This is a genomic window from Weissella sagaensis, assembly GCF_010306265.1.
GTDB lineage: Bacteria > Bacillota > Bacilli > Lactobacillales > Lactobacillaceae > Weissella > Weissella sagaensis.
Genome location: NZ_BLKA01000008.1, coordinates 19,093 through 33,032, shown reverse-complemented (window position 1 = coordinate 33,032; position 13,940 = coordinate 19,093). Strand labels below are relative to the sequence as shown.

General features: G+C 31.4%; 13 protein-coding genes and 1 pseudogene. 10 read left to right on the top strand and 4 right to left on the bottom strand.

The window, feature by feature from the left end:
• Window positions 1-10: 10 nt before the first annotated feature.
• The 5 genes from G7Y65_RS08105 (at window position 11) to G7Y65_RS08085 (ending at window position 5,717) form a co-directional block, all read left to right on the top strand.
• The gene (locus G7Y65_RS08105; RefSeq protein WP_042494553.1) at window positions 11-754 is read left to right on the top strand and encodes a hypothetical protein; all 744 of its coding nucleotides are present in this window, start codon (window positions 11-13) and stop codon (window positions 752-754) included.
• 10 nt (window positions 755-764) lie between these two features.
• A complete protein-coding gene (locus G7Y65_RS08100; RefSeq protein WP_052348465.1) occupies window positions 765-1,427 on the top strand; it encodes an ATP-binding cassette domain-containing protein in 663 nt (220 codons plus the stop codon).
• 264 nt (window positions 1,428-1,691) lie between these two features.
• Window positions 1,692-2,048 carry a hypothetical protein gene (locus G7Y65_RS08095; protein WP_165314782.1) on the top strand — a complete coding sequence of 119 codons (357 nt, stop codon included), beginning with the start codon at window positions 1,692-1,694 and terminating at the stop codon, window positions 2,046-2,048.
• 1,608 nt (window positions 2,049-3,656) lie between these two features.
• Window positions 3,657-4,601: a ribokinase gene (gene rbsK, locus G7Y65_RS08090; protein ID WP_042494559.1), complete on the top strand. Its 945-nt coding sequence runs from the start codon at window positions 3,657-3,659 to the stop codon at window positions 4,599-4,601.
• A 294-nt stretch (window positions 4,602-4,895) separates the two neighbouring features.
• Window positions 4,896-5,717, top strand: coding sequence for an HAD family hydrolase (locus G7Y65_RS08085; RefSeq protein WP_042494561.1), 822 nt, complete (start codon window positions 4,896-4,898; stop codon window positions 5,715-5,717).
• 74 nt (window positions 5,718-5,791) lie between these two features.
• Here the strand turns inward: G7Y65_RS08085 and G7Y65_RS08080 are convergent, their stop codons facing one another.
• Window positions 5,792-6,712 carry a hypothetical protein gene (locus G7Y65_RS08080; RefSeq protein WP_042494563.1) on the bottom strand — a complete coding sequence of 307 codons (921 nt, stop codon included), beginning with the start codon at window positions 6,710-6,712 and terminating at the stop codon, window positions 5,792-5,794.
• Window positions 6,713-6,982: 270 nt separating this feature from the next.
• Here G7Y65_RS08080 and G7Y65_RS08075 point away from each other — a divergent pair, with 270 nt between their 5' ends.
• Both G7Y65_RS08075 and G7Y65_RS08070 read left to right on the top strand, forming a co-directional pair.
• Complete coding sequence (locus G7Y65_RS08075; protein ID WP_042494564.1) at window positions 6,983-7,432, top strand: DUF3290 family protein; 450 nt, start codon at window positions 6,983-6,985, stop codon at window positions 7,430-7,432.
• A 29-nt stretch (window positions 7,433-7,461) separates the two neighbouring features.
• Window positions 7,462-8,073 (top strand): DUF421 domain-containing protein, encoded by a 612-nt coding sequence (locus tag G7Y65_RS08070; protein ID WP_165314785.1) that lies wholly within the window; start codon window positions 7,462-7,464, stop codon window positions 8,071-8,073.
• A 70-nt stretch (window positions 8,074-8,143) separates the two neighbouring features.
• On the opposite strand, the gene G7Y65_RS08065 is transcribed toward G7Y65_RS08070, so the two are convergent.
• Window positions 8,144-9,115 carry an AEC family transporter gene (locus tag G7Y65_RS08065; protein ID WP_042494568.1) on the bottom strand — a complete coding sequence of 324 codons (972 nt, stop codon included), beginning with the start codon at window positions 9,113-9,115 and terminating at the stop codon, window positions 8,144-8,146.
• Window positions 9,116-9,305: 190 nt separating this feature from the next.
• On the opposite strand from G7Y65_RS08065, the gene G7Y65_RS08060 reads away from it, so the two are divergent.
• On the top strand, window positions 9,306-9,728 hold the full coding sequence (locus G7Y65_RS08060; RefSeq protein ID WP_042494570.1) for a cytidine deaminase family protein: 423 nt from the start codon (window positions 9,306-9,308) through the stop codon (window positions 9,726-9,728).
• Between the two features lie 295 nt (window positions 9,729-10,023).
• On the opposite strand, the pseudogene G7Y65_RS09585 reads toward G7Y65_RS08060, so the two are convergent.
• Window positions 10,024-11,436, bottom strand: a pseudogene (locus G7Y65_RS09585) (oligosaccharide flippase family protein).
• A gap of 269 nt (window positions 11,437-11,705) precedes the next feature.
• Here G7Y65_RS09585 and cbpA point away from each other — a divergent pair.
• On the top strand, window positions 11,706-12,350 hold the full coding sequence (gene cbpA / locus G7Y65_RS08045) for a cyclic di-AMP binding protein CbpA (RefSeq protein WP_042494573.1): 645 nt from the start codon (window positions 11,706-11,708) through the stop codon (window positions 12,348-12,350).
• A 73-nt stretch (window positions 12,351-12,423) separates the two neighbouring features.
• The gene (locus G7Y65_RS08040; RefSeq protein ID WP_042494574.1) at window positions 12,424-13,149 is read left to right on the top strand and encodes a TatD family hydrolase; all 726 of its coding nucleotides are present in this window, start codon (window positions 12,424-12,426) and stop codon (window positions 13,147-13,149) included.
• 64 nt (window positions 13,150-13,213) lie between these two features.
• Here the strand turns inward: G7Y65_RS08040 and G7Y65_RS08035 are convergent, their stop codons facing one another.
• Window positions 13,214-13,816 carry a TetR/AcrR family transcriptional regulator gene (locus G7Y65_RS08035; RefSeq protein WP_042494576.1) on the bottom strand — a complete coding sequence of 201 codons (603 nt, stop codon included), beginning with the start codon at window positions 13,814-13,816 and terminating at the stop codon, window positions 13,214-13,216.
• Between the last annotated feature and the right edge of the window lie 124 nt (window positions 13,817-13,940).

The following is a 13,940-nucleotide window of genomic DNA, read 5'->3' as shown; positions in this document are numbered from 1 at the left end:
TATTGGAAAAATGGCCCACGATATTTTAGCAATTAATAAACTTTTTTTATCTAACCTACGGTATAACAAAATCTCTTTAATATTTAATTTATTATTTCCGACGCTATATTTTTTTTATGCAAACCCAGTAGGTAATGTAAAATCACAAAATATTTTTAGTAATATTAGTTTTTTTTGGACATATATTATTTTCGTAAGTATCCTTAATTTTATGATATTATCAGTTATTAATTATAGAGAAAATGGAACTTATAAACAGTTATGGTTAATTGTAACTAATAAAAATAGTATTATAGTGTCTACATTTATTGTATATATAACTATCATTATGCTAGAACTAATTATTTTCAATCTAACTATTATGATTTTTAATCATATGTGGCAATCACAGTTGTTTATAGCAAGTTTATTGCTCCTTTTGATATTTGGTATTGTAATCTATATGGAACTGATGATTTTGCTGATTTTAAAAATTAAACCAGAAACAATTAGTATATTAGCAACAATTTTAATTTTTACATTATTTTCATTAATAACAATAAATCCAGATAATTTTTATCTTCAAATCATATGTATGATAAATCCGGTACAATTTCTATTAGTTGCTTCAAAGTGGATTATAAGTATTATAACGGGTCAGGGATTTATGCCCGTACTTATGTGTCAGTTATTTATTGTTTCGATGATTATGGTTATAATCGGGATATTCGCATTAAAAAGATTTAATATTAACCCATTAGTTAAGCAAATGTAGAGGTATAAGGATGAAAATTAGCAACTATTCTGTTATGCATAATCAGCAATATATTCTTAAAGATCTTTCTGTTGAATTTACACCTAATCGATTAAATATTTTAATGGGAGAAAATGGTGCTGGTAAAACGACACTATTTGATAGTATTGCTGGAGTATTACATGAAAATAAGCGACCAATATTAGATGTTTCAGTTGCTTACAAGATACAAAATCCAGTATTTTTTTCTAATTTAACTGTTCAAGAAATTATTAATATGTTTAATGTGATTGGAGATGATAAATTAGAAACTGAGTCAGGGCGTTTGATTAAAGAGCAATGTTTACGTAAGATTTTTCATCGAAAACTAGGGCAACTTTCTGGGGGAGAATTACAGTTACTTTTTGATTATGGGACTCATTTATTGGATCGAGATTTGTATTTATTTGACGAACCCACTGCAGGTGTGAGTTTCTCAAATTCTCAGCTTGTATTACAAATGATGCAGGAACTAGTTGACGAGAGAGGAAAAACGGTTGTTACAACTCTTCATGACTTTCGAGAAGTTAATGATTTGAAAGCACATATTATTACCCTTAAGGATGGTAAGGTGTCTTTTTCTGGGACACGAGATCAGTTATTGACAAAAGACACGGTAACAAATTTAAAACAGGAAATTAATCCGTTAATATGATAAGAATTAAGTGTTTTGAGTGAAAATAAATACGATGATAATAATGGGCTTTATGGATATTGAAAAGAAATCCATAAAGCCTTTTCATTTTGCTTTAGTCAGTATTATTTGTTAATTTGAATATATAAACCTATATATTCAAAATATAATTAATTCGAATTAACTATTTTAGATTTTTTAATTTTATGGGTTATGCATTATCAACAACAAGCCTATTATTATGAACATAATGGCGTATGTGGTCGGTATAAAGGAGATAGTATTATGAAAAAAATAAATGAATGTTTAAAAAAGCACCCTTTGTCTGTGCTATTTGTTACAGCGATTATAGTCGGATTGTTAAAGATGTTTATTAATACTATTCAACGGCGTCCCATATATGAAGAGCTTGATGGTGTTATTTATATATTTGGTGTTTATCTTGTTTGTTGGATAATTGCAAAAATAATACACAATACTTATATTCGACTTGGTGTAGTAGCCTTCATAACTTTTATTTATTTAAGTATTGATGGTAGTTATGTTAATTTCACCTCTTTTATTGTCACGGGTGGTGTAGCCATTTTGATAGCTGTAATAATTGTTTTTACTATTCATATAATTGAGAAACAAGTAAAATGATAGTTTCTCTTGCTTATATTATCCAGTTAATATTAGTGTTTAATTTAGGTAACAATGCAATATTCAAAAAATAGGAAAAACATAGTATGAAGTTGTAAGTAAGATGAGACTTATTCACATGCTAATAAAAACTTAGAAAGGAATTAACAAAGTTTTGGCATTACTGTTAATTCTAGTAGTGGCACGAAGTAGCCATGGTAAAGTAAGACTACTTTAAAACGAAGAGAAGATATTTATGAAAGAAAATAATAAAATATTCTTTTTATGGTTAAGTGTTTTTATTATTAGTTTGGCTATAGACATTTTCGTCAATCCGGGATGGAGAAGCTTTTTATATTTTGTTGTAAATATAATTAATCTCGTTTCTTTGGTTCTTTGTCTTGTCTATTTTCCGAAGAAAAAATAATCACACTTAATAGATCGAATATGATTTGATACTAAACATTTAACAATAAATGAAAATATTAACTATCCTTGCGATAACGTCATAAAACGGCATTGCAATATCTATCCATTGTGCTGTTTTTTTAGACACAAAATGTTGGTAATTATAGGCGGCCAGTATTTCTCTGACCGGGTAATTATATAATTACGTTACAACATGATTAATCAATTCATGGGTGCGAAGTTATACCCTTTTAAGTTCGACAGTGTCATCTGTTGGGCTCCTTTTTTTTCAAAAAAAGCCTCCGCTGATAAACGGAGACGTTGGTATTATCGGTGGTTAGTATCATAAAAACACTTTTGGCACATGCTTGAAATAAAGATTAGATCGACTTGCCAAGCGAACCGAATAAGATATTAAAAGCCCTCTTTTCAAAGACAGTCAATTGAACACTGCTTTTGAGTTTGTAGCTCTATATGTTATCAGAGTCCTGATATTTGTTTTTATTAAATCAACGTTTCTTATTTCCCGTGAAAAAAGGAATTACAGAAAAGATTATGGATAAAATTAGTGACCAACCAAAAAGCCCTTGTATATGATTATGCGCAATAATTGGTGTAAGGCTCCATAAATCATGTTTAATTAAAGCATGTACAAAAATGATTAGTGTAAGTAACCACAAACATAAAGCTAATAATTTAAAAAAATTTTTCAAAATAATACCTCCAAAAATATTTAATTTGTTTATATTATTATTTTAAACTCATTTATTATTATTGCACGATTCAATAGCAGTGCATCGGACTATTGCTTGAATAGCAACAATTTCTGATAGAATTTAATGACCATGAACTGCAAAAGTGCATGAGTGATTATTTTCTGTCTAAAATTGCGCAAAAAATTATGGCGCAAGTCAAAGATTGGCTGATATATTGATAATAAGCAACGTATACAAACAAAATTAGGCGGTAAATCACCGAAAGAATTTCGACAATTTACCGCCTTGAAAAAACCAAGCTATTCATCTTTAACTTTTTGGGTACACCTCACGTCGGTATTGTACCCATGATGAAAATGTAAAGTCTGTATAAAAATTAATTTAGTAGTGTATTCAAATCAGTTATTTTGAGATGCACATAATGAATTATATCGATATAATAGGAACTATTAAGATTTGTCTGGATAGATAATACTGAATTATTGATAATATACGGAGAAAAATAATGACAAAAAAAATAACCGTGTTGGGTTCAACGAATATTGATCGTGTTGTATCAGTACCTAGATTTGCTCAAAGTGGTGAAACATTGCATACAGATAGTCATTTAACAAATGCAATGGGTGGTAAGGGATTAAATCAAGGTGTTGCAGTTGCCCGTTCAGGTGTACAGACGAATATGATTACTAAAGTTGGGCGTGAATTTAACATTGCTGAAAATATGGCAGTAAAAAATTTACTGACAGATCATGTGATGTTTTCAAAAACGGCTGAAACTGGGCAGGCATATATCACGGTTTCTGAAGAAACTGGTGATAATATGATTTATATTTATGGTGGTGCCAATGCTGATTTGACAGTATCTGATGTAAATGATCATAAAGAGGCAATTATTGAATCAGATTTTGTGGTGGCACAATTAGAAATTTCAATTGATGCAGTGATTGCAGCATTTAAAATCGCACATGAAAATGGGGTTAAGACGATTCTTAATCCAGCGCCAATGCCAGAAACAGGTGGTTTACCTGAGGAATTATTAGAATTAACGGATGTTATTGCTCCTAATGAACATGAAACGTTCTTGTTAACAGGTGTGGCGATAACGGATGAAGAGTCGTTGCTACGTAATGCTGTTTATTACTTCCAGCGGGGTATTGATACCGTTATTATTACTTTAGGATCACAAGGTGCCTTTTACATGCGAGATAATGGTGAAACAAAACTTGTACCTATCTTTAAAACAACAGCAGTTGATACAACGGCAGCAGGCGATACGTTTATTGGTGCAATGGCTACGCGTTTAAATAAAGATTTGAGTAATCTAGAAGATGCTATGGTATATGGATCGGCAGCCTCATCAGTTACCGTTTCGAGGCCAGGTGCACAACCAAGTATTCCGTTTGAAAATGAAGTGTTAGCAATTCTTGCAGCGCATGCAGACGTAATTTAAAATAAATAAATATGAAAACACGATTTTGTTAACAAAATCGTGTTTTTTTGTGTCATGTCTTCAATAAAATTCAGAACGTAACGCATAATAATGGAACATACAAAAAAGTTGAACATGTGGTCTGATATAATTGTAAAATAAGCCAATATTTATGGAAATTTCAGCCGAATACATTAGGTTTATGAATTTTAAATTACTAATAGCCAATATAGTGTTGTTAATTTTTATTTGAGGTGATTGTATGATTTAATAGGGTGAGTTAACGATTATGAATCATTTAGAGGGGAATTTTTAATGATTAAACAAATATTTTTAGATATGGATGGCACGTTATTGGATGCTAAGGGAGATGTCACCCAACAGACAATTGATACGATTAAGACGGCGAATATACCAGTTACTTTGGTTTCAGCGCGAGCACCACAAGAAATGACGGCAGCAATTGATCAATTAGAGTTGAATGCACCACAAGTTGCTTTTAATGGTGGTCTAATATATCAGTGGTATGCCAATAAAATGCATGTGTTAGGTGCTAATACGATTGCTCGAGAAGTTAGTAAGCAATTAATGGAGTGGTTGTTAGACAATTATCCAGCCATGAGTTTAAGTTACTACACACAGGATGAATGGATTGTTTCTGATATGTCACCAGAAGTGAGCCGTGAAATTGAATTTACTGGGTTGATGCCACGTCTACTAAATACGGCAACTTTTTCTGAAGATGTACAAAATGGTATTTTTAAAATTATGTTGATCGATTTAAGTGGCGAATTATTGGATGATATTCAAGCGGCTATTTTAGCCTTAGACTTGACAGGGGTTAATGTGCAACAGTCAGATAAGGAACATTTAGAAATAACAAGTCATGTGGCTGAAAAAGCACGCGGTGTTGCTTATATTGTTGAACAGGAAGGTTTAAATAAATCTGAAACAGCAGCGTTTGGTGATGGTCAGAATGATTTGTCGATGTTTGACGAAGTTGGTGTAGCCATTGCGATGGGAAATGCACCACTTAATGTTCGTCAGGCAGGCGATTATGTAACAAAAACTAATCGAGAAAATGGTGTTGCATATGGCATTCAGCAAATTTTGTTGCACCAAGATAATTTGGAATAAACAAGATTTAAACAGACATGAAAAAGGCAGGCGATAATCAATAATTGGTTACTTCCTGTCTTTTTGATTAGTACTTATATATCAAAACTTGATGATGTGCTAAAACTTGTATTGTCAAATTGTTGCCGACTGTAATCACGAATTTTATCTTGAATGATAGTAGTCAATTCTATTTCTGATTTAATTTTATTAGCTGCCGGCATTTTAACGCGCAATTTGTCATCACGTTTAGTGTTAGTCTGGAAAGTAATTCGACCTAATTTACCATCTTCTTTACCAGAAAAGTTCATCTTTAGTAAGTGACCATTTTTACTAGTAGTGATGCTAAATTTTAAATTATCAATGTCGTTAATGGATGACTTGTATGCTTGCCATTCTGATTTAGGAATTTCTTTACCAGATTTTGTTTTTGATATCTTGGTCATTAAGCGTTTCATATCAGTTTTGTTTAGATCAACCTTATAACCATCAGAAACTTTTTCAAATTTCTTGCCGTCTAAATCTTGGAACCATGCAGTTAGTGCACGAGTATCGGATTTAACTGTTTTTGGTTTAATCTTAGCTGTTTCATATGAAGTAGTATCTGAAGTTTTTAACCAATACTGATTAATTGATTTTGTGATTTTAGAGACCTCGTTATTATAACTAGATAGTCCTAAAGAACCTGTCACAAAGCTGGCTGACAAATAAGCATTATCGTTATTTGCTTTGATGTGCATTTTTTGTGCTTGCTTATTGTCAGACAAGTTCATCACTAAATCCATATTATTTTTATGCTTTGCATCAAACTTTATCTTACCATTAACGCGTTTATCAGACATGTCATCACCACTGACCTTTACCCGAAAGTCAGCTATGTTGTTTTTATTATCCGTCATTTTAGTTAGGCCGGAATTGAATTGTCGTTTAGGTGTGTGTAGTGCCATATATGAGCCACCACCGACAACTGCGACAACAATAACAGCTGTTGTTCCAATTACAAGCGTTTTTTTCATAATCCCTATCCCTCCCGTTACTGATTCTCTCCCCCATTCATTAGAATATTATGTTTACTTGAATGTAATATTCTAATTGTATTATAACAAAAATGGTGTATAGGTATATAAAAAGGGATTTATTGGTTAATTTTTAAATAAAATAGACTAAAATAATTGACTTAACAAGCATATAATGGTTTTTATAGCATAAGTAATTATCATGTATAGTGTTACTATACTTTATATTAATAATTTTAATTTTTCTTTTAAAAATAAGGAGTTAATATCATGACGTTTTATACATATCAGTATTTATTGGATAATCAGGCGCAGTTTCCTTATTTACGCTTAGCTATTATTGTTTTTTTGGCAATTATGTTTATTGGTCTATTAGTGCGGTATTTTTCGAATAAGGGTGATATTAAATATAAGGATTTAGCGGTAATCGTAGGTACGCTAATTGTCTTAGCGCTTGCAATTCAATTTAATGATTATACTAATTTTCAAACGAGTAGTAAGCAAAGTGGTCAGCAGGTCTCCTTAGTGGAGGATATTGCTAAGAAATTAGCTGTAAAACCACAAAAACTAAGTGTTAATAATTTACAAGAAGGTAATGGGGATATTTTGGTTCATAGTGCTAAAGGTAATTATCGCGTTATTTTTAATAGTGATAATTCTGAATATGTTTTAGAAAAAATAAATTTAACAAAAGAGACAATTAAGGTGGAGGATAAGTAAATTATGTTTTCGTATTTTCGTATTCAGATGTGTTATTGAAACTGATTATTGGGTTCATTTTTATTACATTGTTAATTAAATTTAGTGGTAAAGGTAGTTTGGCACCAACTTCGCCATTAGACCAAGTACAAAATTATGTTTTAGGTGGTATTATTGGTGGTATTTTATATAATCAAGCAATTTCAATTGCGCAATATGTTGTTGTGTTATCAATTTGGGCTTTGTTGATGTTAACAACGCGTTATTTGAAAATTCATAACCATATTGTTGGAAAATTTATCGATGGGGAGCCAATGACGGTCATCTATAATGGTAAATTATTGGTAAAAAATTGTTTGCAGGCTAATTTATCGGCTAAGGAAATTGATTTTAAATTACGTTCAGCTGGTGTTTTAGATATTACCACAGTAAAACGCGCTATTTTAGAGCAAAATGGTAGTATTACGATTTTAGGAAAATATGATGAAGATGTACGTTTCCCTGTGATTATCGACGGCAATATTGATATGGATGTATTATCGGTTATGAACAAAGATGAAGAATGGCTCCAAGAAGAGTTGGGTAAACAAGGCATAGAAAATGTAAAAGATGTTTATATGGCACGTTATCGTCATGATAAGTGGGAAATCGCAATTTATTAATATGAAATAAAAAAAGGGTGCGTAATCTATGATAGATTGCGCACCCTTTAAACATATTTTGTTGTAAAAACTAAATAAATAACATAATAATGACAACAGCAAATGGGAAAATAAAGATACTTTCTGTTAAAATACGCGTTGAAAAATCGACATCCATATCATTTTGTTCAGCCAACATTGGTAGAACAGTTAACATTGGTGTTATCGATTGAATCATCAATGTTTTAACTAACAGATCTGGTAATGTAAACAAACCAACTAGCTGATTCATCCATAGCACAATTGCCATGGTAAGTGGTGTAATGACAAATTTACCCAATTGTGCAAAAATATCGACCTTTTCCATTTTAAGGTGTGACAATTGTGTCTTAGCAAGTTGTAAACCAATAAAAATAAGCGAAAGTGGTGTTACAACATTTGCAACATAATTAAGTCCTTGATATAAAAAACCGTTAACAGGTAATTTAATGTTAATGAAAAAGAAAATGATGCCGATAACGAATCCCCACATAGGTGGTGTTAAAAGATTAATTATTCGACGCCATAATGGTAATTGTACGGCGCTAGTGTTTTGGGGACCATCTTTATAAATTAATTTAACACCAACTGCCCAAGTCGTAATCGTATTTGCAACGAAATAAGCTAAAAAGTAAGGTAAACTTTTGCTACCAAATAATGCCAGGTTTAATGGTAAACCAACGAATAATGTGTTGGCATTAACAAAACCATTTAAAAATATACTATGGCGATCTTTATTAAGGTGTAGTAAACGACCAGTTGGGATAGCAACTAAAAAGCAAAGTCCAATGGCGATTAATGACAAAATAACACCAATTAATAAGATATGAAAATTTTGTCTATTGATGTATTTTTGTGCTGATATAAAGACTGAAACAGGTAGTGCAACGTTAACAACGATGGTTGATAAATCATTAATGAAATGTTGACTAACAATTTTGGACTTACCGATAATAAATCCGATAATAATAACCGTGATAATAATAAAAACACTATTTAATGAAATAAGAAAGGTTGGTAACATAAATAACTCCTAAAATAAATTGATTAATTAATGAACAAACTGTGTCAATTAATAGCAATCAAATTAATTCTACACTTATACAACCTTAAATGCGATGTGATTTCATAGGGAATACGATAAATTTGCAATAATATATGTAAGCAGTATCATATGTCTTATAAAAATAATTTAGAAATGTTGGGGAAATATAATGACTATTTGGCAAGAATTATATGAACAGGCAAAAAAGCAATATGATCCTAAAGATGTTACACCATTTATTTATGCACACAATGTTGTATGTGCATTAGAGGCAGAAAATGGACAAATTTACACGGGCTTTTGTGTAGAAAGTTGTTCAGGAGTTTGCAACTTATGTGCTGAACGAGTAGCAGCTTTGAACATGTATGTTAATAGTGGACAAACACACATTAAAAGACTAATTGCATTTAGAGATGCTGCTCCTAGTGGTGGTGGATCGGGAATGCCATGTGGTGCCTGCCAGGACTTTTTATTACAATTAGATCAAAAAAATCAAGCAACTGAAATTATGCTTGATTATAGCAAGCAAGAAACAACTACTTTAAATGATTTAATGCCTAATTGGTGGGGAAATGAACGTTATGGTGAATAAATAATAATTTTCACTAATAGTAGTTAAGATACTTGTGGTGCGAAATAGACTATGATTTATCATAATAAAAAATAATCGAGTAGCAGTTTTGTTACTCGATTATTTTGCATATGATATTTAGAATAGGATAGCTGACCGCTTACCAGTAAAAGACCTGTTTTTGATGATATCGAAAACAGGTTATGAGTAATTGAAAGTTATTAAAAAATAGCTTTTTTATTTTTGTCTTTCAGATACGTTAGTACCATTATGCGTTAGACCAAAAGAATCTTTTAAATCTAAGTGTAGAAGGTTTTTAAATTGATTTTATAATTGTTGCAATTTTTTTGTAGAAAAAAATTGCAACTAATAATACATAGACAACAACGCCAATTAAAATTTCTAAAAGTAAATTACCAGGACTAAATGGTAATTGGTCATTAATGAACAGAACTATTCCATACATGACAATAGCAGCTATTAAGAATTTTAAACTTCTCGAAAATATTTGTTTTATAGTAAAATGCTTTTTAATAATATAAAACTGAAACATGGTGACAGATAATTCAGCGGTGATGGTTGCATATACAACACCAATTTCTTGAAATAACTTAATACATGGATAGTTCAGTAATAAATTAATGCAAGCACCGATTACTACAGAATAAAAATAAGGTTTTATTTTTTTAGTCGGTATTAAAAATTGGACACCGATGATATTACTCCAACTAATTAAGATAATTAAAATTGCTTCTAATTCAATGTAAGTTGATATGCCATAAAACTTATTGGAAAAAAACCACAATGAGAAATCTTTTGATAAAGCTAATATGCCAGCGACTAATGGAAAACATAAAAAGTTAGTAATGATAAAACTATTTAAAATCAATTTTTTTAAGGGTTCAAATTGTTTTGTAGCATATAAATTATTTATTCTCGGAATAAACACTATACCGGAAGCAGTAATGAAAGTTATTAAAATTTTTATTAGTCGATCAGCATTTTCAAAGTAGGCAACAGCAGACATACTAGAAAATATCCCCAAGCAAGTTTTATTAATGGTGGCATATAAAGTAATAACTAATTCGGGTAGAAGTAAAAGAGTTGCTGGTTTAATATGCTTTTTAAAGCATAAACAGTGTTTTGTTGGTTTAGAAATTTCGTTGTGTAAATTTATATAAAAAGTTAAATTACTAATCAAAGTAGAACAAGATAAGATACAGATATATAATAGTAAATCTGATTGATTTTTTATAAGAATAAAAATACTAAGGGTTGTTGCAATGCGCATGATAAGATTGCGTATCGTGATTAATTTAAAGTTTTCAATACCTTGATAGTACCAAGAAATATCCAAGGCAAGTGCAATGATTTGAATAGATTGGGTTAAATAGAAGGGAAAGTATGTTGTCTGAGTTAAAAATAAAAAGGCTATAAAAATTATAAAGATAAACGTAGAGACAATTATTCGAAAAAAATAAAGTTCCCAAAATAGTTGAGTCTGTAATAATTTATTTTTTTAAGCTGTAGTAATCAGTTGGCAACCGTAAGTGACACCAATAGTGGCAATTAAGATAAAATATTGTGTGTTTGTTGCAGTGTAAGAATGAATACCCAGTTCGTGAGGACCTAAGGTGCGGGCTACATAGGGCATTGTCAATAAGGGTACAAACAAATTAAAAATGTGATATAAAACGTTCCAAAAATAGTTATATACTAAAGATGTCATATAATTTAACCAGGCTTTTTGAGAAATTATCTGTTAAAAAATATAGCATAATTTATTCAGGTAGACTTTAATGTAAATTCAACGTACTGAAATTGCAATTAAACGTCATTGAGTATAAAGCCCTACCGAAATAATAAATAACATTAATAAAAGTGCTAATTTTCTCATTTTAAAGTAAAGTTTACATTACGAGTTCCAGAAAATAGTGCAGTATAACAGGTTTCGTGGTATTATAATTGAATTAGAAACTAAGGATAGGAGTTGTCTAAATGTTAGCGACTTTAGTTAAGTCTCGAGACCTATTAACAACGCTCAGTGAAAATGCAACACTCCAAGATGCATTGGATGTCTTTGATAATTCCAACTTTCGAGCTATTCCTATTTTAGACGAAAGTGGACAATTGTTCCGTGGTGCAATCTATAAATTACATATTTATCAACACCTTATTCAAGGTGGTGATTTGAATGCACCAGTGACCAGTTATATGCGCAATATGACAAAGTTTGTTCGAGTTGAATCAACTTTTTATGAAGCCTTTTTTACGCTAAAAGACTTACCATTTATTTCGGTTCTTGATAATGACAACCATTTTATTGGTATCTTAACGCACTCACGCATGATGCGATTATTAGCTGATTCTTGGACAACTGATGGTGGCCGTTATAGCTTAACTTTGGTATCAGAAGGTGAGCGGGGAACATTGGAAAAAGCAACCCATATCATTTCTCGGTATACCACCATTTCATCAGCGATGACTTTAGATCCTGATAAGAATCCGCGTACCACGCGTCTTTTATTTACGTTACCGCGTACGGTTAGTGAAGGATCTCTATCAAAGATTATCAAGATTTTGTCTAGAAAAGGTTATCATCTTGAGTCGTTAGAAGATTTATCACAATCATCGTATGTGTAAGATATTAAAAAAAGTGACTAACTAGGCGGATGAGTCTGCCTAGTTAGTCACTTTTTTGTTAGGAGTTTAGATAATGTTAATCGATATGCATAGTCATAGTGATGGCAATGCAAAATTTATTGGTGCACAGCAAGCTAATCATATTGCTAGTATTTTAAATGCCACGACTACAGATGAATTTCAATTTAATCAGCAATATGCAGGTATGCAGCAGCTCGTTAGTTATGGTGTCCATCCGTGGGAATCAGAACGCCAAGTTGTTGATCAACAGTTGCTAGCTACAGCATCAATCATTGGTGAAATTGGTTTAGATACAGAGTGGACAGATGTTCCCTTAACCATACAACGACCAGTTTTTATGCAACAATTACAAGCGGCACAACAACAACATAAGCCAGTTATTTTGCATACGAAAGGTTGTGAAGCAGAAATCTTGGCAATTTTGAAAGCATACCCGCAATTAACCATTTTAGTGCATTGGTATTCATCTAAATTATATCAAGATGAGTATGTGCGACGACCCAATAGTTATTTTTCAATTGGACCAGATGTATTGACGGATCCAGTCGTTCAAAAATTTGCAAAAAAAGTTGCGCCAACACAATTATTTATCGAATCAGACGGATTAGAAAGCTTTACTTGGGTACTAAACCGTACTGTTGATATCAGTGAATATGCAATTATTCTCAAAAGTGTTTATCAAAAAGTTGCCCAATTACGCTCGATAACTTTAGAAAAATTAGAAGAACAAATTCAAATGAATTGGCAGCAACTATTAGCGACTAGCATAATAAATTAAGTGAAAACAATATGAAAGACCGTCAACTAACAACATGACGGTTTTTGTATTATTACCCTCTTTTTTAATTGAAAGCAATTAAATCATGGGGTGACATAAAACGACTACGCATTAAAATGTTGGCTAATTCATCAGGGGATTCGGGATTACGTTTATCAAGCCAATGACGAACGATGTTTAAGATACTGTTAATCGCAATTTCCTTGGTATAGTCAATGGGAATATCATTAACGAAATAGCCATTGTTTTTTGATAATTGGGTTGTAAAAAGATTATCCACGACAGTTTTGACCTGTGAAAAAAATTGTGAATCGCCATTAGCTGAAAATAATGCATGCATGGTTGCGCGTTCGCTGTCAACGTATTCTAAAGCTTGGCTAAAAACACGATACGTTGCACCGGAACGATCGGCATTATAATCGTTACTTAACGGTTCTTTTAGATTATTCTTTAATGCTGCCGTGATATTCATAATCAATTCGTCTTCAATTTTAGTTAATAACTCATACTTATCCGTATAGTGTACATAGAAAGTACCTCGGCTCACAGCCGCATCACGTGTGATGTCAGATACCGTGATATTACTAAATCCCTTATTTTCAATTAGTTTTATAAAGGATTGTTTGATGTTTTGTTTTGTACGTGCGTTACGATCAGCTTGTCTCATAATTTTTTTACTCCATTTATTGAACAACGTGTTTAAAATTGTACATTGTACTAATGCCCTATTAGCATTAATATAGTCCTCAGAGAAAAAATATTCAACAAGTTGTTCAATGATTTGTTATAGA

Excerpts from the sequence above, each read along its gene's own strand:
- G7Y65_RS08105 (WP_042494553.1), top strand. The coding sequence starts at position 11 with ATGGCCCACGATATTTTAGCAATTAATAAACTTTTTTTATCTAACCTA.
- G7Y65_RS08100 (WP_052348465.1), top strand. The coding sequence starts at position 765 with ATGAAAATTAGCAACTATTCTGTTATGCATAATCAGCAATATATTCTT.
- G7Y65_RS08095 (WP_165314782.1), top strand. The coding sequence starts at position 1,692 with ATGAAAAAAATAAATGAATGTTTAAAAAAGCACCCTTTGTCTGTGCTA.
- rbsK (WP_042494559.1), top strand. The coding sequence starts at position 3,657 with ATGACAAAAAAAATAACCGTGTTGGGTTCAACGAATATTGATCGTGTT.
- G7Y65_RS08085 (WP_042494561.1), top strand. The coding sequence starts at position 4,896 with ATGATTAAACAAATATTTTTAGATATGGATGGCACGTTATTGGATGCT.
- G7Y65_RS08080 (WP_042494563.1), bottom strand. The coding sequence starts at position 6,712 with ATGAAAAAAACGCTTGTAATTGGAACAACAGCTGTTATTGTTGTCGCA.
- G7Y65_RS08075 (WP_042494564.1), top strand. The coding sequence starts at position 6,983 with ATGACGTTTTATACATATCAGTATTTATTGGATAATCAGGCGCAGTTT.
- G7Y65_RS08065 (WP_042494568.1), bottom strand. The coding sequence starts at position 9,115 with ATGTTACCAACCTTTCTTATTTCATTAAATAGTGTTTTTATTATTATC.
- G7Y65_RS08060 (WP_042494570.1), top strand. The coding sequence starts at position 9,306 with ATGACTATTTGGCAAGAATTATATGAACAGGCAAAAAAGCAATATGAT.
- cbpA (WP_042494573.1), top strand. The coding sequence starts at position 11,706 with ATGTTAGCGACTTTAGTTAAGTCTCGAGACCTATTAACAACGCTCAGT.
- G7Y65_RS08040 (WP_042494574.1), top strand. The coding sequence starts at position 12,424 with ATGTTAATCGATATGCATAGTCATAGTGATGGCAATGCAAAATTTATT.
- G7Y65_RS08035 (WP_042494576.1), bottom strand. The coding sequence starts at position 13,816 with ATGAGACAAGCTGATCGTAACGCACGTACAAAACAAAACATCAAACAA.